The sequence below is a fragment of the Trinickia camelliae genome (assembly GCF_053525655.1).
In genome coordinates this window covers 95,912-116,963 of the sequence record NZ_JBCHAA010000008.1, presented here as the reverse complement: position 1 = coordinate 116,963, position 21,052 = coordinate 95,912, and the positions used below count along the sequence as shown (strand labels likewise).

At 64.4% G+C, this 21,052-nt stretch carries 21 protein-coding genes; 11 read left to right on the top strand and 10 right to left on the bottom strand.

What is annotated here, in order from left to right; genetic code table 11:
• Positions 1-10 precede the first annotated feature (10 nt).
• From AAHK20_RS15395 to norR, 4 genes are all read right to left on the bottom strand, one after another.
• Entirely contained in the window at positions 11-193 is a 183-nt protein-coding gene (locus tag AAHK20_RS15395) for a hypothetical protein (protein WP_449182336.1), read from the bottom strand.
• Between the two features lie 13 nt (positions 194-206).
• Positions 207-1,526, bottom strand: a complete 1,320-nt coding sequence (locus AAHK20_RS15390; RefSeq protein WP_449182335.1) for a c-type cytochrome — start codon at positions 1,524-1,526, stop codon at positions 207-209.
• Between the two features lie 12 nt (positions 1,527-1,538).
• Positions 1,539-2,222: a c-type cytochrome gene (locus tag AAHK20_RS15385; protein ID WP_498063346.1), complete on the bottom strand. Its 684-nt coding sequence runs from the start codon at positions 2,220-2,222 to the stop codon at positions 1,539-1,541.
• A gap of 429 nt (positions 2,223-2,651) precedes the next feature.
• Complete coding sequence (gene norR, locus AAHK20_RS15380) at positions 2,652-4,253, bottom strand: nitric oxide reductase transcriptional regulator NorR (RefSeq protein WP_449182334.1); 1,602 nt, start codon at positions 4,251-4,253, stop codon at positions 2,652-2,654.
• Between the two features lie 114 nt (positions 4,254-4,367).
• On the opposite strand from norR, the gene hmpA reads away from it, so the two are divergent.
• The 4 genes from hmpA to pdxR all read left to right on the top strand — a co-directional run bounded on the left by hmpA (position 4,368) and on the right by pdxR (position 9,016).
• Positions 4,368-5,549, top strand: a complete 1,182-nt coding sequence (hmpA, locus tag AAHK20_RS15375) for an NO-inducible flavohemoprotein (RefSeq protein ID WP_449182333.1) — start codon at positions 4,368-4,370, stop codon at positions 5,547-5,549.
• A 242-nt stretch (positions 5,550-5,791) separates the two neighbouring features.
• Positions 5,792-6,229, top strand: coding sequence for a carboxymuconolactone decarboxylase family protein (locus AAHK20_RS15370; protein WP_449182332.1), 438 nt, complete (start codon positions 5,792-5,794; stop codon positions 6,227-6,229).
• Positions 6,230-6,316: 87 nt separating this feature from the next.
• Complete coding sequence (locus tag AAHK20_RS15365) at positions 6,317-7,546, top strand: YbfB/YjiJ family MFS transporter (RefSeq protein WP_449182331.1); 1,230 nt, start codon at positions 6,317-6,319, stop codon at positions 7,544-7,546.
• Between the two features lie 6 nt (positions 7,547-7,552).
• Positions 7,553-9,016, top strand: coding sequence for a MocR-like pyridoxine biosynthesis transcription factor PdxR (gene pdxR, locus AAHK20_RS15360; RefSeq protein ID WP_449182330.1), 1,464 nt, complete (start codon positions 7,553-7,555; stop codon positions 9,014-9,016).
• Positions 9,017-9,262: 246 nt separating this feature from the next.
• Here pdxR and AAHK20_RS15355 read toward each other — a convergent pair whose 3' ends face one another.
• Positions 9,263-9,457 carry a YqaE/Pmp3 family membrane protein gene (locus AAHK20_RS15355; protein ID WP_449182329.1) on the bottom strand — a complete coding sequence of 65 codons (195 nt, stop codon included), beginning with the start codon at positions 9,455-9,457 and terminating at the stop codon, positions 9,263-9,265.
• 279 nt (positions 9,458-9,736) lie between these two features.
• Here AAHK20_RS15355 and AAHK20_RS15350 point away from each other — a divergent pair, with 279 nt between their 5' ends.
• From AAHK20_RS15350 to AAHK20_RS15335, 4 genes are all read left to right on the top strand, one after another.
• On the top strand, positions 9,737-10,333 hold the full coding sequence (locus AAHK20_RS15350) for an undecaprenyl-diphosphatase (RefSeq protein ID WP_449182328.1): 597 nt from the start codon (positions 9,737-9,739) through the stop codon (positions 10,331-10,333).
• A gap of 96 nt (positions 10,334-10,429) precedes the next feature.
• A complete protein-coding gene (locus AAHK20_RS15345; protein ID WP_449182327.1) occupies positions 10,430-11,188 on the top strand; it encodes a COG4705 family protein in 759 nt (252 codons plus the stop codon).
• Between the two features lie 37 nt (positions 11,189-11,225).
• Positions 11,226-11,891 carry a response regulator transcription factor gene (locus AAHK20_RS15340; protein WP_449182326.1) on the top strand — a complete coding sequence of 222 codons (666 nt, stop codon included), beginning with the start codon at positions 11,226-11,228 and terminating at the stop codon, positions 11,889-11,891.
• Complete coding sequence (locus AAHK20_RS15335) at positions 11,867-13,225, top strand: sensor histidine kinase (protein WP_449182325.1); 1,359 nt, start codon at positions 11,867-11,869, stop codon at positions 13,223-13,225. The genes AAHK20_RS15340 and AAHK20_RS15335 overlap by 25 nt, the downstream gene beginning before the upstream one ends.
• A gap of 8 nt (positions 13,226-13,233) precedes the next feature.
• Here the strand turns inward: AAHK20_RS15335 and AAHK20_RS15330 are convergent, their stop codons facing one another.
• Both AAHK20_RS15330 and AAHK20_RS15325 read right to left on the bottom strand, forming a co-directional pair.
• On the bottom strand, positions 13,234-13,779 hold the full coding sequence (locus AAHK20_RS15330; protein ID WP_449182324.1) for a cytochrome b: 546 nt from the start codon (positions 13,777-13,779) through the stop codon (positions 13,234-13,236).
• Positions 13,779-14,861 carry a catalase family peroxidase gene (locus AAHK20_RS15325; protein WP_449182323.1) on the bottom strand — a complete coding sequence of 361 codons (1,083 nt, stop codon included), beginning with the start codon at positions 14,859-14,861 and terminating at the stop codon, positions 13,779-13,781. Before AAHK20_RS15325 ends, AAHK20_RS15330 begins: the two co-directional genes overlap by 1 nt.
• Before the next feature lie 168 nt (positions 14,862-15,029).
• On the opposite strand from AAHK20_RS15325, the gene AAHK20_RS15320 reads away from it, so the two are divergent.
• The 3 genes from AAHK20_RS15320 (at position 15,030) to AAHK20_RS15310 (ending at position 17,271) form a co-directional block, all read left to right on the top strand.
• The gene (locus AAHK20_RS15320; RefSeq protein WP_449182322.1) at positions 15,030-15,770 is read left to right on the top strand and encodes an anti-sigma factor family protein; all 741 of its coding nucleotides are present in this window, start codon (positions 15,030-15,032) and stop codon (positions 15,768-15,770) included.
• A 158-nt stretch (positions 15,771-15,928) separates the two neighbouring features.
• Positions 15,929-16,447, top strand: coding sequence for an RNA polymerase sigma factor (locus AAHK20_RS15315; protein WP_449182321.1), 519 nt, complete (start codon positions 15,929-15,931; stop codon positions 16,445-16,447).
• Entirely contained in the window at positions 16,444-17,271 is an 828-nt protein-coding gene (locus tag AAHK20_RS15310; RefSeq protein ID WP_449182320.1) for an anti-sigma factor family protein, read from the top strand. Before AAHK20_RS15315 ends, AAHK20_RS15310 begins: the two co-directional genes overlap by 4 nt.
• Before the next feature lie 37 nt (positions 17,272-17,308).
• Here the strand turns inward: AAHK20_RS15310 and AAHK20_RS15305 are convergent, their stop codons facing one another.
• The 3 genes from AAHK20_RS15305 to AAHK20_RS15295 are packed head-to-tail and all read right to left on the bottom strand — an operon-like array spanning position 17,309 to position 21,042.
• Positions 17,309-18,790, bottom strand: coding sequence for a c-type cytochrome (locus AAHK20_RS15305; RefSeq protein ID WP_449182319.1), 1,482 nt, complete (start codon positions 18,788-18,790; stop codon positions 17,309-17,311).
• A gap of 12 nt (positions 18,791-18,802) precedes the next feature.
• Positions 18,803-20,464: a GMC family oxidoreductase gene (locus AAHK20_RS15300; protein ID WP_449182318.1), complete on the bottom strand. Its 1,662-nt coding sequence runs from the start codon at positions 20,462-20,464 to the stop codon at positions 18,803-18,805.
• A gap of 59 nt (positions 20,465-20,523) precedes the next feature.
• Positions 20,524-21,042 carry a sugar dehydrogenase complex small subunit gene (locus AAHK20_RS15295; RefSeq protein WP_449182317.1) on the bottom strand — a complete coding sequence of 173 codons (519 nt, stop codon included), beginning with the start codon at positions 21,040-21,042 and terminating at the stop codon, positions 20,524-20,526.
• Positions 21,043-21,052: the final 10 nt, after the last annotated feature.

Genomic DNA, 21,052 nt, shown 5'->3' with positions numbered 1-21,052 from the left:
AATGAGCCGTTCATTGAATGACGCCGCGCGGCAGGAACACCAGGAAGTAGAACGCGTACCACATGCCGATCACGATGGCTGTCGCGATGCCGGCCACCGCGATCGCGCCGCGCGGGCCGCGGCGCACGATCTCGTCGACGCGCTCCGCTTCGGGTGGTTCGCTGCTGTTCTGGGGGACAGGGGAATTGATCATCGCGTCCTCAGATTCAGAAGATGGTCGCCGAGCGCAGCGTGTTGACTTCCTTCTCCGTGACCGGCGTGCCGTGATTGCCCCAGGCCGTGCGGATATAGGTGACGACCGCCGCAATCTCGGCATCCGAGAGCGACTGCGCGAACGGCGGCATGCCGTACGGCATCGGGTTCTTCATCGTGCCCGGCGCGTAGCCGCCGTTGAGCACCATCCGGATCGGATTGACCGACGAGGTCATCTGGATCGACTGATTGTTCGCGAGCGGCGGGAAGTTCGGCAGCTTGCCCTGCCCTTGGTCCGCGTGGCACACCGCGCACTGCGCGTCGTAAATCTTCTTGCCGAGTGGAGCGAGCCGGCTCTTCTCTTCGGTCATCGCTGTCGTGGGCGGCGCGCTGCTGACTTCGCTCGTATGACCCGGCAACGCCTTGAGATAGACAGCCACGGCGCGCACGTCGTCTTCACTCAGGTACTGGAAGCTGTCGTAGACGACTTCGGCCATCGGTCCGTACACCGCGCCACGGTTCGAGACGCCGGCGTGCAGCAGGTCGACGATATCGTCGATGCTCCAGTCGCCGAGGCCCGCTTCCTTGTTGGAAGTCAGCGACGGCGCATACCAGTCCTGGATCGGGATCAGCCCGCCCTGGAACTCCTTCGACTTCGTATTGCCGCCAAGCGCGTTGATCTCCGTGTGGCACATCGTGCAGTGGCCGAGCCCTTGCACGAGATACGCGCCGCGGTTCCATTCGACCGATTGCGACGGATCGGGCTGGTATTCGCCGGCCCGGAAAAACAGCGTGCGCCAGCCGAGCAGCAATTGCCGCTTGTTGAACGGGAAGCGCAGCTCATGCGGACGGTTCGGCTGGTGGATCGGCGGCGTCGATTGGAGGTACGCGTAGATCGCGTCGGAGTCCGCGCGCGTGACCTTCGTGTACGACGCGTAGGGCATAGCCGGATACAGCAGCTCGCCGTCTTTGGACTTGCCTTCGTGCAGCATCCGGTAGAACTCGTCGGCCGTCCAATTGCCGATGCCGGTTTCCTTGTCCGAGGAGATGTTGGGCGAAAAGAGCGTGCCGAATGGCGTGGCCATCGGGCGTCCGCCGCCGAAGAGCTTGTCGCCCGGTATCGTATGGCACGCGATGCAGTCGCCTGCGCGCGCGAGGGTTTCGCCGCGCGCGATGACTTGGGCGTCGGTGCCGGTGCTTGCAGGCGCTGACGTTTGCGCTTGAGCTCGCGGCACACCAAGCGAGAGCATGAGGCCACACGTCAGCGTGGCAAGCGCGGTCAGCGCAGCAAACGCCTTGGCCTTGAAGTAGCGATGACTCAACACGCGGTGCACGGATGGCCTCGGTTAGTTGGGAACGCTGCCGCACGCGAGCGGCAGCTTCAAGGAGCCGGCCGCGGCAGGCGTCGGGTTCGCGGGCGCGGGCAACGAGGCAAGCCACGCGGCGATCGCGGTGATGTCTCGATCGGAGAGGCGTGTAGCGATCTCGTGCATGCAATCGGGGCTCGCCGCGTGTCGCGTGCCGTAGCGGAACGCGCCGAGCTGTGCGCTCAGATAGTCGGCATGCAGGCCGAGCAAGCCGGGAATCGCCGGCGCCATGCCGGTGAGCGCCGCACCGTGGCAGCTCGCGCACGCAGGCACGCCGCGCGTTTGCTCGCCGCCGGTCGCGAGCGACTTGCCGTGCTCGAGCGTGGCGGCGTCGACCGTGGGCGCCCCCAACTGTGGGAACGGCGGGCGCTGGCTCGCGAAGTAATCGGCAATCTGCTTCAAGTAGGCATCGGGCAAATACGCGAGCAGATAATTCATCGGCGGGTATTTGCGCTTGCCGTCGCGAAACGCGACCAACTGGTTGTAGAGATAGCCGGCGGGCTTGCCGGCCAGGCGCGGGAAGTAATCGTTATCAGTGCCTTCGCCATGCGCGCCGTGACAGGCCGCGCAGCCCATCACGCGTGCCTCCATCGTGTCCGGCGCTTTCTCGGCGACGGGGCCGGCGGCCAATGCCCGCACCGTGAATAACGTGCATGACGCCAATAGCGCGACGATCCCTAAGGCGATTCGATTCGTCACCGGAGTCCTCGTACGGATTGCATGTCAGGAGCGATTCCTATTGTTCTATTCGCTTTATCCGCCGCGCGAATTGCGCAGCCTACTGCACCCGCAAACCTGCTCATTCGCATGGCCAGCAAAGGCTACACGAATCATGTGACCGGTCTTCTACACGCAGAGTCATTATGTGAGGCTAAAAGAACTGCGCAAGAATTTTTTTCGTCTTAGACGAATTCCTTAAACAGTTAATGCCGCGCGACGTACCGTGCTGTCCAAGAGAGCCGCCTCGCGAAAGCAAAAAAGTCTAACCATATGGCCGCAATCGCCAAAGAGCCAATTCAAAAGTTATTTAAGGCCGCTCCAGGTGACCAGTTGCCGGCTAAAGCAGGAAAGCGTCGCATTGACGGGCGCGCGTCATTTCAATCCAAGCCGCTTTGCCAATCGATTCAGATTCGCCGGATCAAGACCGAGCTCGCGCGCAGTAGCGGCCCAGTTCTGCTTGTGACGCACGAGTGCATCGAGAACCGTCTTGCGCTCGAAGTCCGCGACTGAAGTGCGGAAGTCCTTTTCGACGGCTTCGGGTTCGTCGGCAAGCGGCGGCTTGCTGTGTCCGTGTGAATCGGGTGTGTCGGAAAGACTTAGATCCGCCGCCGTCAACGTCAGGATGCGCGGACGCTCGCGCTGGGCTGCCAACGCCTTGAGCGCGCTGCGTCCGATCAAATGCTCCAGCTCGCGCACATTGCCGGGCCACGAATAACGCAGCAGCGCCGCCTGCGCATCGACCGACAGACGCACGCTGAGCAGGCCGAGCCGGCTGCGGTTTTCTTCGAGGAAAAAGCCCGCGAGCAAGAGGATGTCGCGGCCGCGCTCGCGCAACGGCGGCACCCGCAGCGGATACACGCTCAGGCGGTGGTAGAAGTCCGCGCGAAAACGCCCCGCCCTGACCTCTTCCGCGAGATCGCGATTCGTGGCGGCGATCACGCGCACGTCGACCTTGTGCTCGCTATCCGAGCCAAGCCGTTGCAACTGGCCGTTCTGCATGACGCGCAGAAGCTTTGCCTGGACCGTCAGCGACAGTTCGCCGACTTCATCGAGAAAGATCGTGCCTCCATGCGCAAGCTCGAACTTGCCGCGGCGATCCGACGACGCGCCCGAAAACGCGCCGCGCACATGCCCGAACAACTCGCTTTCGACGAGCGTGTCAGGCAGCGCCGCGCAGTTCAGGCTGATCAACGGCTTGCCGGCGCGTGCCGACAGCGCATGAATCGAGTTCGCCACCAGTTCCTTGCCGACGCCGGTCTCGCCGGTCACGAGCACGGTCAGGTCGCTCGCGGCCACGATTTCGATCTCTTCGAGCAGACGCTTGTACGCATCGCTGCTGCCGATGAATTCACGCCGAAGCTGCCCGCTCGCTTGCCGGAACGCTTCCTCGGCGCGGCTGCGCTCTTCCTCGCCGGTGCGCTCGAGCGTTTCGATCCGCTCGACGACGCTGACCGTCGCCGCTGCGAGACTCATGAAGGCCTGCAATGCCGGCATGTCGAGCGCGTCGAATTGGGCCGGATCGAGCGCGTCGAGCGTCAGGAGGCCCCACGGCCGCCCGCCGATCAGCAACGGACAACCGAGGCAATCGTGCACCTCCAGTTTGCCGGCGACGCCTTGCACGAGGCCGTCGTAGGGATCGGGCAAATCGGAGTCGGCCGCAAAACGCGTCGGTACGGTGGTCGAAAGCAGAAGCGCGAAGCGCGGATGGTCGCTGACGCGAAAGCGCCTGCCGAGCGTGTCGCTCGACAAGCCGTCGATCGCGAGCGGCACGAGCGTGTCGCCGTCGAGACGCAGCAGCGCGGCGGCATCGCCCGGAAACAGCGCGCGCAAGCTCTGCAACAGACGCCGGTAGCGCTCCGTATCCGGCAGGTCGTGCGAAAGGTCCTGCATCAGCGGCGCCAGCGCATCGAGCAGTGCGCGCGCAGTCAATTTGACTTCGTTACCAGTCGTTTTGACTATAGTCGGGTCGACCATTCTAATTAGTAAAGCATTGATTAATCGAGGCTTTCATTCTGGCACAGTTCGTGGATATAGACAGCGCTGGCTAGTTTCCAGCCACCTGCCAATCTCTAACGAGGACCATACAAGATGCTATCCGCCGAACACCGTGCCATCGTCAAAGCCACCGTACCGCTGCTCGAGAGCGGCGGCGAAGCGCTCATCACGCACTTCTACGGGATGATGCTCAGCGAATATCCCGAAGTGCGACCGCTGTTCAATCAGACGCACCAGGCCAGCGGCGCGCAGCCGCGCGCGCTCGCCAACGGCGTGCTCATGTACGCGCGCCACATCGATCAGCTCGAACAGCTAGGCGGCCTCGTTTCGCAGATCGTCAACAAGCACGTCGCGCTGAACATCCTGCCCGAGCATTATCCGATCGTCGGCAAGTGCCTGTTGCGCGCGATTCGCGAAGTGCTCGGCGCGGAGATCGCCACCGATGCCGTGATCGACGCCTGGGCCGCCGCTTATGGCCAGCTCGCCGACCTCCTGATCGGCCTCGAAGAAAAGACCTACGCGGAAAAGGAAAACGCGCCGGGCGGCTGGCGCGGCACGCGCGAGTTCCGCGTCGCGCGCAAGATCAAGGAAAGCGACGAGATCACGTCGTTCTACCTGCAGCCCGCCGACGGCGGCGAACTGCTCGAGTTTCATCCCGGCCAATATATCGGCCTGAAGCTCGTGATCGACGGCGAGGAAGTGCGCCGCAACTATTCGCTTTCCGCGGCGGCCAACGGCCAGGAATACCGGATCAGCGTGAAGCGCGAGCCCAACGGCAAGGTGTCGAACTTCCTGCACGAGCAAGTGAGCGAAGGCGCAACGCTCGAACTCTTTGCGCCGTCCGGCGACTTCACGCTCGAAAACAGCGACAAGCCGCTCGTGCTGATCAGCGGCGGCGTCGGCATCACGCCGACTCTCGCGATGCTGCAGGCGGCGCTCCACACGAACCGCCCGGTGCATTTCATTCACGCGGCACGGCATGCCGGCGTCCACGCGTTCCGCGACGCGATCGACAAGCTCGCCGCGCGTCACCCGCAACTGAAGCGCTTCTACTGCTACGAGGAACACCGCGACGGCGATCAGGAAGCGCACGCGATCGGCTATCTCGACGAGACGCTCCTCAAGCGCTGGCTGCCGCAAACGCGCGACGTCGACGTGTACTTCCTTGGGCCGATTGCGTTCATGAAAGCGGTCAAGCGTCATCTGAAGGCGATCGGCGTGCCCGAATCGCAAAGCCGCTATGAGTTCTTCGGTCCGGCGGCGGCGATCGAATAAGCGGCGCGACGGTAGTCGATAGCCGTTGCTTTGGGGTCGTTACGCATCCATGACGAGGGAGCGCGAGGTTTCACGCTCCCTCGATGCTTGTTTGTATTGGCCTAGGCAACTGGTTACCTCAAAATACGGAAAAACGGTCATTTGCGAATGCCAGTTTGGCGCTTAGTCTTAAGGGTATCGAATGTTTCAACCTGGTTTCAACCCGGTCTCAACCCGACCACCCTTTCAGGAGCCCATTCATCATGCAACAGCGTCTCGACTTCTATAAAGCCAACCCGCACGCCATCAAAGCCCTGCTCGTGCTCGAAGAGCAGATCGCCAAATCGTCGCTCGAAAAGTCGCTGACCGAGCTGGTACGGCTACGCGCTTCGCAAATCAACGGCTGCGCGTACTGCGTCGACATGCACACGACCGATGCGCGCAAGGGCGGCGAAACCGATCGGCGCCTCGCGACCGTCGTGGTCTGGCGCGAAACGCCGTTTTTCACGGACCGCGAGCGCGCTGCGCTGGAGTGGACCGAAGCGCTCACGCTGGTCTCGATCGAGCATGTGCCCGATGCGGTTTGGGAAGCCGTCAGGCCGCATTTCAGCGACGCGGAGATCGTCGATCTGACGCTGCTCGTCGCGGCGATCAATAGCTGGAACCGCTTCGCCATCGCGTTCCGCAAGATGCCTGCGTAGCGCTTAGACGGCCCCGGTCACGCGGCCGCCAACGAATCAACACGTCAGCCCTCGCGTGGTCCGCGAGGGCTGCCTCAGGAGTGAGTCGTGTCTGCACTTCAATCCGATGCCCGCGGGGGAGCATCTTCGTCGCTCGACGCTCGCGCGTGGTTCGCCACACTCGCCGGGCTGTGCGGCAGCCTCGTCGCCATCGGCCTCGCGCGCTTCGCGTATACGCCGCTGATTCCGTCGCTGATTCAGGCGCACTGGTTCAGCTCGTCGGAGGCGGTCACGCTCGGCGCGGCGAACTTCGCGGGCTATCTGATCGGCGCGCTAGCGGGGCGTCCGCTTGCGGCCAAACTCTCGAACCGCGCCGCCTTGCGCTGGCTGATGGTGATCGTCACCGCGGCGTTCTTCGCTTGCGCGTATCCGCTCTCGGTGACGTGGTTCTTCGTTTGGCGACTGCTCTCGGGGATTTCCGGCGGCGCGATCATGGTGCTAGTGGCCACGTCGATCCTGCCGCATATTCCGGCGCCGCGCCGCGGCTTCGTGGGCGGCATGATCTTTCTGGGGCTCGGTCTCGGCATTGCCGCGTCGGGCACGCTCGTGCCGAAGCTCCTGCACTACGGCTTGCGCGATACGTGGCTGGGCCTCGGCGTGGTGGCGCTCGTGCTCACCGCCGTGAGCTGGTTCGGCTGGCCCGCGTCGAATCCGCCCTCACTGGCGCCGCACACCAGCGCGCCGCACGTCGCGCATCGGCATGGCGGCCTCATGATGCGCGTGCTGTACGGTCAGTACGCCGCGAATGCGCTCGGCCTCGTTCCGGCGATGATTCTGCTCGTCGATTACGTCGCGCGCGGTCTCGGGCGCGGTCCCGGTGTCGGCGCGAGCTACTGGGTGCTGTATGGCCTCGCCGCGATCGTCGGCCCTTTGATTTGCGGGAACGCCGGCGACCGGATCGGGTTCGGCAATGCGTATCGCTGGGGGCTCGCGCTGCAGGCCGTGGCGGTCACGCTGCTCGCTTTCTCGGGCAATCCGGTGCTGATCGGCGTCGCCACCGTGATCCTCGGCATCTTCACGCCCGGCATCGTGCCGCTCGTGCTCGGACGCATTCACGAACTCGTGCCGCACGACCACCACGAACAGCGCGCGGCGTGGAGCCGGGCGACCACCGCCTTCGCGCTGTTTCAGGCGCTAGGCGGCTACGGTTACTCGTATCTGTTCTCGCACTTTCACAACGACTACCTGCTCGTGTTCCTGTGCGGTGCTGTCGCGCTTGCGTTGGCATTCGTCGCGGACTTCGTCGTACCGAGCAAGCACACGCCTAACGCCGCTTAATCAAACATGGACCTACCGATCATCCGCCTCCACGACCGCCAGGACTTGACCGGCCAGATCTACCGGCAACTTCGAGCCGGCATCGTCGACGGACGGCTCGCCGGCGGGCAGCGCCTGCCATCGACGCGCGAACTCGCCACCCAACTCGGCGTATCGCGCAAGACGACGCTGGAAGTCTTCGAGCGTTTGATCACCGAGGGCTATCTGCGCGCCCATCCCGGCGACGGCACGTTCGTCGCCGACGGCCTCGCACGAACACCGCAACACGTGCCGAAAGCGGAAACGCGCTCGCCCGGCATCGAGGTCGGCGATGCGCTCCTGCACGCTCACGCGGTGTGGTCGGAGGTGCCGGAATCGCTGTCGATGCCCGTGCCGCGTCAGCCGTTGCCGTTCGATTTCATGGGCGGCGTCACCGACAAAACCCAATTCCCCTTCGACGCCTGGCGCCGCGCGTTTGGCCACGCGTTGCGGCTTCAAGCGAAAAGCCACGCCCACTATCGCGACCCGGCCGGCGAACAGGAATTGCGCCTCGCCGTGGCGCGCTATGCCGCGTTCAGCCGCTCGGTCACCTGCAGTTGGCAGGACGTGATCGTAACGCAAGGCGCGCAACAGGCGCTCGATCTGCTCGCGCGCGTGTGCATCAAACCGGGCGATGTCGTCGCCGTCGAAGACCCGGGCTATCCGCCCGCACGGGCTGCGTTTGCGGCGCTCGGCGCGAAAGTGATCGGCGTGCGCGTCGACGCGCAGGGTCTCGTCGTGGAGGATTTGCCTAAAGATGCGCGGCTCGTCTACGTCACGCCGTCGCATCAATTTCCGCTCGGCATGCCGATGAGTCTCGAACGGCGCGTCGAATTGCTCGAATGGGCGCAGCGACGCCGCGCGGTGATCGTCGAGGACGACTATGACGGCGAATTCCGCTTCGAAGGCCGGCCGATGGAATCGTTGAAGAGTCTCGATCGCGCGGGGGTCGTGGCATACGTCGGCACGTTTTCGAAGACGATCTTCCCCGAGCTGCGCTTGGGCTACGTGATCCCGCCGCGCTCGCTCAATCTGCCGCTGCAAAAGGCCAAGCAGATCGGCGACTGGCATACGACGACGCTCACGCAAACCGCGCTCGCGCGCTTCATGCTCGACGGTGATTTCGCGCGGCACTTGCGGCGCATCCGCAAGCACTACGAGGCGCGGCGCAGCGTACTGGTCGCGCATCTGCGCGGCGACCTCGCGCCTTGGTTCGAGCCGCTTGTTCCCGCAGCGGGGATACATATGACAGCGCTGTTGAAAAACGGAATCGAAGAAGGCCCGGTGATCGCGGCCGCAGCCGAGGCGTCGATCGGTCTTTATGGCATCGCGGCGTTCTATGCGAGCCAACCGGCACGGCATGGGCTGCTGTTCGGGTATGGGGGGATCAATGCGGAGGACATCGATACCGCGCTGGGGAGGCTGGCTGAGGTGATGCGGCGAATGGGGTGAGCGAACGAACACACGCCGCTGATCACGTCGACGCGAAGTACCGTCTCCGGGCCTTGCCTTGCGCCCTCCGAGCATGGAGCCGCGCTTCCAGGCGGGAGACTACCTCATCAGCGGAAAGATAGTCGTCGCTTTCCCTCGCTTCATCACCCGACACAAGTCCTCGCGCTATGAATGCATCGCGTTCCCTGCGCCGGGCAATACTTGCGTGTATAGCCTTCAGGCGTGCTGAGTCATAAACCATATCAATCAAGCCCTTCTCGACAACGCCTCTTCGATCTTCCTATCGGTCTTGTACTGGCTCAACGCATAAACCGACCAAATCGCGGCCGGCACCCACCCGATGATCGTGAGCTGCAGCAAGAGGCAAATGATGCCGGCAAACGGGCGGCCGATCGTGAAGAACTGAAACCAAGGCAGGACCAGGGCGAGTAACAGGCGCATTGCAATCCTCGTGTGTTGGACGTCTTTTTTCGTACCGGTCCGGGACCGGGGCAACGGAAATCAGCGGCAATCCGCTGCGATCAACGGCACTATTCGGGCCAGTTGCGGGTCATAGCTTACCCGATCGTCTTGACGTTCCAGCACGGCGATCGGTCCGCATGCTCAGTCACCGCTAAGTCTGCGTCGGTAATCTCCCCCCATTCGCCAGTTCCCGCGCGCTATTGGAGAAGCACGATGCGTCCCTGCGGCGAGCTTTCGCAATCGCACTGCTAATCGCTCATGGAAGAATTGAATCAATCGCTGTTTCTGTTGCTCAATGCCCCCGCGCATCCCAGCGCCTTCATGCTTGCACTTGGCGTTTTCTGCGCCGAATACCTGATCTGGGCCGTGCCCGCCGTCGTGGCCATCGGATGGCTCCGTGGCGGCAAAGCAACCCGGCAAATGATGCTCGAAGCCACCGCATGCGCTGTCGTCGCACTGCTCCTCAATCAGATCATCGGCTTGTTGTGGCAACATCCCCGTCCGTTCGCGATCGGCTTGGGCAATAATTTCGTCGCGCACGCGCCGGACTCCTCCTTTCCGAGCGACCACCTGACGCTGATGTGGTCCGTTGCGTTCAGTCTCGCGATGCATCGCGGCCGGCGCGCGACCGGCGTTGCGTTGGCGCTCCTGGGTTTGCCGGTTGCGTGGGCGCGCATTTACGTCGGCGTGCACTATCCGCTCGATATGGCGGGCGCCGTGTTGGTGTCCGTGGCCAGCGCCTGGCTCGTGTCTTGCGCAACACGCTGGTGGATGCCGCACACTTATGCGGTTGCGATCCGCGTCCACCGGACGCTCTTCAGCAAGTTCATCACGCTGGGCTGGGTGCGCCGCTAATGCGCCTATGGCCAGCCTAAGTTTGGCCGGGCAGACTCGCGGCAGCCGTTGATCGCCCGTTTCGTCGGCCCAACCTTTCAACTCATCGAGCCGCCTATGAATTACCGCACTGAACACGCATTGAGCAAGGTGCCGGAAGTCACCTTGATGTTCTGGATCATCAAGATCGCCGCCACCACGCTGGGAGAAACCGGCGGCGACGCCGTCACGATGTCGATGAACCTCGGCTACCTGGTCGGGACACTGATCTTCGCGGTGATCTTCATCGTCGCCGTGACCGCGCAGATCCGCGCGAAAGCCTTCAACCCAGCGTTGTATTGGGTCACGATCATCGCCACGACCACCGTCGGCACGACGCTCGCCGACTTCGCGGACCGCTCGCTTGGCATCGGCTATGCAGGCGGTTCATCATTGCTGCTGGCGCTGCTGCTGATTTCGCTGTTCGTCTGGTATCGCGCTCTCGGTTCCGTTTCGGTCGCTACCGTCAGCTCGCCCAAGGCGGAGATGTTCTATTGGGTGACGATCATGTTCTCGCAAACGCTCGGCACTGCGCTCGGCGACTGGATGGCGGATACGGCCGGGTTCGGCTATACCGGCGCCGCGCTCGTGTTCGGCGCCCTGATCGCGCTGATCGCCGCCGCGTACTTCTGGACGAACGTCTCGCGCACCTTGTTGTTCTGGGCGGCCTTCATCCTGACGCGCCCGCTCGGGGCCACGTTGGGCGACTTTCTGGACAAACCGATCCACTCCGGCGGTCTGGCGCTCAGCCGCTACTCGGCGTCGGCCGCGCTGCTGGCGTTCATCCTGACGAGCCTTCTGGTGTTCAGGCAGCGCGCCGCCAGCAAGGCACATTGAACGTCGTCATCAATCGTCACAAGCGGGGGCAGGCGCGATGCGCGTATTACTGGTCGAAGACGACCCGATGATCGGCGAAGCAATCCACTCGGCGCTGAAAGACGCCTCCTACGCGGCGGACTGGGTGAAGAACGGGCAAACGGCGCTCACCACGCTCGGCGCCCAGCACTACGACCTGATCCTGCTCGACCTGGGCCTGCCGGGCAAGGACGGCCAGCAAGTGCTGGCGACGATCCGCGCGAACGACAACCCGGTGCCGCTCCTCATCATCACCGCGCGCGACGGCCTCGACGACCGCCTGCGCGGTCTCGACGGCGGCGCCGACGACTACGTGCTCAAGCCCTTCGAAATGGCCGAGCTGCTCGCGCGCATGCGCGCCGTCCTGCGCCGCAAAGGCGGCAGCGCGGCGCCGGTGCTCTCGAACGGCACGGTGTCGCTCGATCCGGCGACGCGGCAAGCCGTCGTCGCAGACGGCGAGGCTTTGCAGCTCTCGAACCGCGAATTCGCCTTGCTGCAAGCGCTGCTCGTGCGCCCCGGCGCGATTCTGTCGCGGCGCGACCTCGAAGACCGCATCTACGGCTGGGGCGAGGAAGTCGAAAGCAACGCGGTCGAGTTTCTGATCCATACGCTGCGCCGCAAGCTCGGCAGCGACATCATCAAGAACGTCCGGGGGGTGGGATGGATGGTTTCAAAAGGCGGCTGAGCGAGTCGGTTCAGCTCAGGCTGTCGTTCGGGCTATCGCTTGCGATTCTGCTCGTCGCGATCGTGGCCGGCATCATTTCCTTCGCCACCGCTTTCGACGAAGCCCACGAACTGCAAGACGACGTGTTGCGGCAAGTCGCGGCCCTGTTCGACCGGCAGCACTTGCCGCTTCCTCATCTCGGGGACAACGGCCGCGCGCAGCACAGCGATGAGGAATCGCGCGTCATCGTTCAATACCTGAGCGCCAGTAGCGCCGCTTCAAGCGGCAACGATCCCTCTGACGTATTGCCGATCCCGCTCGATGCGCCCGACGGGATGCACACGCTCACGCTCGGCGGCGAGCCGTTCCGCGTGCTCGTCAAGACCATGGCGACGGGCGAACGCATCGCGTTTGCGCAGGAAACCGGCTTTCGCGACGAGATCGCGCGAGACGGCGCCGTGCGCACCGTCATGCCGTTTTTGATTCTGGTGCCCGTCCTGTTGCTGGTCACGGCCAATCTCGTGCGCAAGATGTTCCGGCCGATCGCTTCGCTCGCCGCCGATATCGACCGGCGCGGCGAGCGCGAGCTCCACCCCGTCAACGTCGGACACCTGCCGTCCGAAGTGCGGCCGTTCGTCGTGGCGATCAATCGCTTGCTGGGGCGCATCGAGCAATCGATGGAGGCGCAGCACCGCTTCGTCGCCGATGCCGCGCATGAGCTTCGCTCGCCGCTGACGGCGCTGTCGCTGCAAGCCGAGCGGCTCGCCGAAGCCGAGATGTCCGGAGAGGCACGCGAGCGCTTGACCGTGTTGCGCAAGGGCATCGAGCGCGGACGCGGTCTGCTCGACCAATTGCTCACGCTCGCGCGCGCGCAGTCCACACCGGAATCGCCGGACGCACCGGTCTCCGTGCAACACGTCTACCGGCGCGTGCTCGAAGACCTCATGCCGCTCGCCGAGGCCAAGCGCATCGATATCGGCGTGGAAGGCGAACACGATGCACTCGTGCTCGCCAACGAAGCGGACTTGATCGCGGTCGTGAGGAATCTCGTCGACAACGCGATCCGCTATACGCCCGAGCACGGACGCATAGACCTGTCGGTGACCGCGCGCGAGGGACGCGCCATTCTCGGCATCAAGGATTCCGGGCCGGGCATTCCGGCGACCGAGCGCGAGCGCGTGTTCGATCCGTTCTATCGCATGCTGGGCAGCGGCGAAGTGGGCTCAGGTCTCGGGCTGTCGATCGTCAAGACCATCGCGGACAGGCTCGGCGCCGACGTTCGGCTCGGCTATGCCGACGAACCGTCGCAGGCGGGGTTGCACGTCACCGTGCTGATCCCCCTCGCCGAGTCCTGATTCGCCGCTCAGCGCCGCGCCGCATGCCCCGTCATGCTCGCGAGCACGCCGTCGCGCCGGATCAGCCCATGGAACAGCGCGGCGGCGAGATGCATCAGCACCGTCGCGAAGAGCGCGAACGCGAGGTAGGTGTGCAGCGAGCGCAGCAGCGCATAGAGCCGCACGTCGTGAGGCACGATCGGCCACAGATGCAGCGCGCCGAAGAGCGTCACCGGGAATCCCCCCGCCGACAACATCGACCAGCCGATCAGCGGCATCGCCGCCATCAGCGCATACAGCACGAGATGCGAGAGCTTCGCGGCCAACCGCTGCGGCGCCGGCAGATCGGCCGGCAGCGGCGGCGTGCCGCGCCGGATCCTCACGAAGACGCGAAGGATCACCAGCACCAGCAGCGCGATGCCGAGCGGCCGGTGAATCGCGAGCAACACGTTGTGCGCATGCGAGACGGTCGCGACCATCCCGACGCCGACGAACAGCATCGCGAGAATCGCAACGGCCATCGCCCAGTGGATGAGCCGCGCGAGCGGACTGAAATGCGTTTGCGCGGGCTTCATCAATGGGCTCCGTTCGAGGTCGGGATGGGGTGGGCAGGCTGCGCGGCCTCTTCATGCGTGCGTCGGTTGAAAGACAGCGCGTACGCGGCCGAGCGTGCCGCCAGGAGCGGATCGTCCGATGGACGAATCCCGGCGGGCAGGATGGTCGGGTCGAAATTGATGTCGCGGCACAGCCCTTCTTCTTGCGATGACTCGTGATCGATGACGAGCGTGCCCGCGTCGATCTGCTGACGGTCGGCGGGCCATGGCTTGGTCGCGTCGTCGGTCGGGTCGCCGGGCGCGGCGACGGTCAGGATCAAATGCCAGCGCAGGCTGCCACTGTCTTGCAGGCGCTGACTGAGCTCATCGCCGAGAAAGTTCTTCTCGCCCTTTTCCGTTGCGGTGAGCGGCGCGTAGGCCGTTTCCGGCCGCATCGACCAGCGCACGAATCGCGTTTGCCCGGCGGCGTTGGTGAACCGGAATGCGTTGATGCTGTAGTACGCGGCATTCGCGAAGCTCGATGACGGTGGATTCGCCTTCACCCAAGCCAGAAACGGCTGGGTCTCGGGGTGGGCCGCGAAGAACGCCTTCAGGCGTTGCGGGTCCGGCTTGCCCGTGGCCGGATCGGGCCGCGACGCGAGCAACTGCTCGAAGAACTGCAGCGGCGTGTGCACCGCGAACATCGCCGTCGAGTTCATGCCCGTGCGCCATTGCTCGCCGTCGTGCAGCTTGTACATCAACGCCATGCTGCGCACAGGGACGCTGTTATCCGGCGCGTACGGATTGCCGCCGGGAATCGCGAAGCGTCCGATGACGGGCGTGGTCTCGCCCGGCTCGAACACGGCCGCGCGCGACACGGCCGCGCCATTGCCGTTGCTCACGAAGTATCCGGACACGCAGACACCCTTCGCATGATTGCGGCGGTAGCCGGGATGCAACCCGGCGTTGGCTTGCAGTTGGTTGACGATGCGCGGGGCCGTCAGGCGGGCAGGCGTGAGCCAGCCCGCAACGTAGGCGAAGCCGCCGGCGAGCGCCGCGACGACCGCGCCGATGGCGGCGAGCCGGCACGGCACGCAGATTGGGGACAACGAAGGCTTGGTCAAAACGGCTCCTTGGCTCGAAATCGAATTTTCATCCGGGCTAACAGCGCCCGAACCGGTTTATTCCTCCTGCGAATTCATCGAAGCGTTGAAAGCTTCAAGCGCCATGGAATAAACACGAATTTGCCGTGTTTGCCCGTCAAGAGGCGCTACTCGCCTGACGCTGACACCATGGCACCGATCGATCGACCCCAATCCACACCGCTTTCCGAGCACGACATCCTCGCCTATGCCGACGGTGTCCTGGAACCGGATCGCGCCGCGCATCTGCACGACTACCTGGAAAGCCGGCCCGGCGAAGCGCGCCGTGTCGCTTTCTACGCCCGGCTCAACAACCAGATCAAACATGCGTTCCACCACGCAGGCGACGCCTCGCTGCCGCGCCCGCCGCGCGACCCATGGCACGCCGCCCTGCGGCGGCGCTGGGCGCAGCTCGGCAATATCGCCGCGGTGCGCATGTTGATGGCGTTCGCTGCCGCCGTTCTCGCCACGAGCGGATGGATCGCCGCGATACAAGTGTCCCCGCAGGCGCTCGACAACGCCGCCGTCATGGCGCTCGCACGCGCATCCGAGCCCATGGCGAGCGCGGCAGATCCCGCGCGCGCCATGGCCGGGGGTGAACCGGCGCCGGATCTCGGCTCCGTGGGCCTGCGCTTCGTGGCGGAAAGGCTCGTGCAGCTCGGCCCGTTCTCGCGGGCGGCGGAATTCGTCTACATCAACGCCGACGGCAGGCCGGTGGTGCTGCTGACGGCCTCCATGCTGACGATGTCGAGCCACTCGCAATGGACGGCGCACCGCGCCGGCGCACTGCGTCTGCTCACCTGGACCGAGAACCATCAGCGCTACGTGCTGGCCGGCAACGCGGACACGCACGGCCTGATGCGCGCCGCGGATGCGCTGACCGCGCGCTGACTTTGGAAAGGCCGACCAGCTTAACAACCGGGCTCGAAAACCGCGCTGCTATCGGGCCGGGATCATCGGGAATAAACTGCCCTCAAGCGTGTTTGCTCCCGTATGACCGTCGTTCGCAGCCACTGGCGCACGTTGCCACTCCCTGATCGATATGACAAATGGACATTCGTAACGAGTTGATGGATCACGTGCCGCGATTGCGGCGCTACGCGAGGGCGCTGATCAACAATCGCGACCTGGCCGACGATCTCGTCCAGGACACGCTCGAGCGCGCCTTGGGGCGGACCGAGCGGTTTCAGGAAGGCACCGATCTGCGCGCGTGGCTCTTTACGATCATGCACAACGTGTTCGTGAATCAGACGCGCAAGGCTTCGATGCGCGCCACGCACCTCTCGGTCGACGACGACGAAGTGCCCGAGAGCGAATTCGCGGTCCAGTCGAGCCCGACGCGCACGCTCGAAGTACGCGATCTCGACTACGCGCTGCAACGGCTGCCCGCCGATCAGCGCGAGGTGGTGCTGCTGGTGGGGCTCGAAGAGATGAGCTATGCGGAGGTCGCGCTCGCGCTCGACATTCCGATCGGCACGGTGATGTCGCGGCTGTCGCGCGGACGAGAACGGCTGAGAGCATTGATGGCGGGCGCGCAGCCCGGTGCAAAACTACAGGTGGTGCGATGAGCGACCAACACACTCCGATCGAAGAAGAAGAGATCCACGCCTACGTGGATGGGACGCTGTCCGACGAGCGGCGTCAGGTGGTCGAGCAAGCGCTCGAACGCAATCCCGATCTCGCGGCGCGCGTGAGCGACTATTTCTCGCTCAACAGCATGTTCCATGACCGCTACGACCGCGTGCTCAGCGAGCCCGTGCCCAAGCGACTGCAGACGCCCATGCCGCGCCGCTGGCTGAAGGCCGCGAACTGGCCGCAATTCGCGGGCCTCGCGGCGGCGCTCGTGATCGGCGTGGGCATCGGCGTCGGCACGAACGTCGGCCGCGATACGGTCGCGCAACTGTCGGCCGATGGCGGCAACACGCACACGGTCAGCTATCAAACCGCCGATCCGCTCGCGCGCCAGGCCGCGTTCGCGCACGTGGTCTACATGCCGTCCGTGTACCGTCCCCCCAACATGATGAACGAGGACCAGGAACAGGAGTTCGTGCAATTGCTCGCGAGCAAGCTCGGCACCGACGTGCGTCCGCCCAGCCTCACGAAGAGCGGGCTCGAACTGATGGGGGGGCGCGTGTTCAACGGCAACGATGGCTCGGTCGCGCAGTTCTGGTATCGCGACGCCAAGAACGAGCGCATCACGCTGTGCATTTCGCACCGGAAAGTCAGCTCGAACACCACGGCGTTCAAGCTGTATCAGGACGGCTCGGTCAACGTGTTCTATTGGGTCGACGGCAACTTCGGCTATGCGATCTCGGGCGGCATGGACCGCGCAACGCTGCTGCAGCTGTCGCACGACGTCTATGCGCAAGTGACTGCGGCGACGCCGGGCTGATCGTATCGATCGAGCCCGGCGTCGCTGATTCGGTCGCTTACTCGACCGAAGCGCCCTCGTGCTGCTCCACCTCGCCGGCGGCCTGAGCACGGCGGCACCGCAGCCGCCAAATCGCGCCGATGACGATCAGGACAACGATCAGCGCGCCCGCCGCCATCGCCAAGCGCAATGCACCGGCCGGGTTGTCGCCGCCGGCCCGCAGCGTCGCCACGCGCTCAGCCGTCACTTGAACGCGCGGATTGCCGTACTCGCTCATGACGAATGTGGCGATTTTGGCGACCTGCTCGTCCGTCAACTCGTCGGCAAAGCCCGGCATCAAACGATCGTTGTTGGCCGCGTTGAGTTGCACGCCATTCAGGATGACCATCACGAGGTTGTCCGCATTGTCGCGGCCCAGCGCCGAGTTGTGCGTCAATCCAGGGAACGCGTCGTCGCCCGTGCCGCCGCCGCTCGTCTGGTGGCAGCTTGCACAGTTGCCGCTATAGAGCTGCGCGCCGGTCGTGAGCGACGGATAGCCCAGGCCTGACTTGTTGAACCCGATGCCCTGGTTGTCCGCCCGCAGTGCGGCTTCATAGCCCGTGCCGCTGCCTCGATACGTAAAGGCAGGCTGCGTGTCGCCTGGATTGCGAATCGGCTTGGTGGTCTTCAGATAGGTGGCGATCGCCCCCAGATCCTCATCGGTCAAATACTGCAGGCTGTGTTGCACCGCATCGGCCATCCCGCCCGCAGCCTGCGCCTTGCCGAGGACCTCCCCGGTGCGCAGGTATTGCACGATCTCTTCCTTCGTCCACCCGCCGATGCCGCTGATCGGGTCCGACGTGATGTTGGGCGGACGCCACCCGCCCACCTGCCCGCCCGAGAGCGCGAGCCCCGGTTTCTCCGCCATCGCGAAGTTGCGCGGCGTATGACACGCGCTGCAATGGCCGAGCGTGTTCACCAGATAGCGGCCGCGATTCCATGCCTCGCTTTGGCCGGCCACCGGCTCGAGGCGCTTGCCTTCGACGAAGAGCAGGTTCCAGCCCATCATCAGCCAGCGCTGATCGAACGGGAACGCGAGCTTGGTCTGCGGAGCATCGACGTCGACGGGCTCCACGTCTTTCATGAAGTACGCGTAGAGCGCCTTGATGTCGCCGTCGCTGATACCTGCATATGACGGATAAGGCATCGCCGGATAGAGACGCGTACCGTTGGCGTCGACGCCTTCGCGCACGGCGCGCGCGAATTGCGCTTCCGTGTAGTTGCCGATGCCGTGGGCCTTCGACGGCGTGATGTTGCTCGCGAAAATCTTGCCGAACGGCGAGTCGATCGGCAGACCGCCCGCCATCGGCTTGCCGCTTGGCGCGGTGTGACAGGCGGCGCAGTCGGCGGCGGTCGCCAGATAGCGCCCGCGTGCGATCAAATCTGTCTCGGCCGGCGATGCGCCTTGCGCATGCGCCGCCACGGCATGAAAGCCTAACGCCAACATCGCCGACACCAAGCCCGAGCGAATGCGAAAACCAACGCGTGAAATGTTGTGCATGGTTCGCTCCGCTCAACCGTGGGCCAGCTCGGCGCGGATCGTATCCGCAACCCGCAGCGCAATCGCCGCGATCGTCAAGGTCGGATTCGCCGTGCCGGTGGTCACGAACACCGCACTCGACGCGACGTACAGGTTCTCTTGCTCGTGCGAACGGCAGTGCTTGTCGACGACCGACGTATTCGCATCGTCGCCCATCAGCAGGCCGCCCATCGGATGGTCCTCGGCCGAGAAGTTCAGCGGATTGTTCGGATCGGGAATGTAGACGATGTCGGTTGCGCCCATGCCGCGGAAAATGTCCTCGTACATCTGGATCGTGCGGCGCGCGCTCTTGCGCGTGTATTCGTCGATCGAGTAGTAGACCTTCGGATAGGGAATGCCGAGCATGTCGCGCTTATCGGCCAGCGTCAGCCGGTTCTCCGGGTTCGGCAGCATGCCGTGGTGAGTCGAAATTTCCAGCCGGTGCGAGGCGCCATATCGGATCGCGCGGTCCAGTTCCTTGCCCACCAGCCCCTTCTTCAAGGCTTCCTGGGTCATGTACGGCGTCTGGTTCATGTCGTCGATGCGCGTGATCGCCGCGGCCATTTCGTTTCGCCACGGGCCATCGCGCAGGCTGTCGATCGCGGCATTGTGCTGCGGCCCCTGCCCCATCCATACCGGATCTTTGCAAGTGAACTGCACTTCGGTGCCCGCGTGCTCCATCATGTAGCGGCCCACCTGATCGGTCCGGTTCGACATGCCGTTCGGGTTCTTGTCGTCCTTCGACATCAAGAACAGCTTCGCGCTTTCGATGTTGTGCGCGGCGATGATGAACGCCTTGCCGGTCACGCGATAGCTGCGCTTGTCGGGATCGTAGAAATGCACGGCGACGACCTTCTTGTTGGCCGCATCGGTTTCGATCCGGTAGACCACCGCGTTTTCCTTCACGATCGCGCCGGCCTTCTCGGCCTTGATGACGCTCTCCATGCCGTTGTACATCGCTCCGATCGGGCAAATCGGCATGCAGTTGTTGTTGCCCGCGCAAGTGGGCCGCCCATCGTAAGGGCGCGTATTGCGCGCTTCCGGCTCGTGCACGACGCGGTAGCCGGTGTGCTTCTCGACGACATCGGCAAACACGCGGCTGGCGTAGGTCCAGGGCATCTTCTCCATCGGATACGGCTGGGCACGCGGCGAACCGAGGTCCTCGGCGCCGCGCGACGGGTCCGGACCGCATACGCCCATCTCGACTTCGGCGCGGTAGTAGTACGGTTCGAGATCCTCGTAGCTGATCGGCCAATCGCGCCCAACCCCGTATTTCGTCTTCAGCTGGAAATCGTTCGGGAGATGGCGCCACGCACAGCCGGCCCAATGCCACGTCGTGCCGCCCACCACGCGCAAATAGTCGGTTTGATAGGCCGAACCGTCCGGCCCGTCGACTTGCAGATAGTCGAGCGCCTTGCCGCTCTCGTCGTAGAACGGCGCGAGCGCCCAAGGCTTCGGCGGATACGGCGTGGTCAGCGCGCGCGTGGTGGCGGGCGAAATGCGGAAGTTCTCGACGATCTCGCCGCGCGTCGTGCGCGGTCCCGCGTCGAGCACGAGCACCGACAAACCGCTCTTCGCCAGTTCGTAGGCCGCAAGACTGCCGGCGACGCCGGCGCCGACGATCACCACGTCGGCGGAATATGACGTGTCACTCATGAAAGCGATGTCCTTTGATGACGCTTTGATCAGGCTTGGATCAGGATACGGAGGCGGCTTCAGAAGCCGTCGGTCGGCGGCGTGGCGACGGCCCAGTTCAGCGAACCGGCGCGCACGTAGCTCGGCGGGCTCAGCACGTCCGCGGTCGGGCGATACATCAACGCGCTTTCGTACGCGTAGGTCCGGCCGCCCACGATGCCCAGGTACCACGCCGACACGATCTCGTTCAGCGTGTCGCGCAACGCGTGTTGCTGGGTGTCGTCGAGCTGCGATGCCAGCGTCTCGATGGTCATGCCCGGCGCCGCCGCGAGCTTCGCGAGCGCGTTCAGGTTGGCGTCGAATGCGGCTTTGCCTTTGAGCGCCTCATAGAGCGCTTGTCCGGTTGTCAGACTCAAGGTGTCCGCCGAGACGAGCCGCGAAACGGTCATGAAAGGGCTGTTCTGAAAACCCGCGTCGACCGCGTGAACGACCGTGCGCGGATCGACGAGCGCGAGTGCGCCAAGCGCGAAGGCCGTCAGGACGAAACCGCGGCGGCGTGGGTTGGCCAAAGCGTCGTGAGGCTGGGAAGCCATGCTCATGTGCCTATCC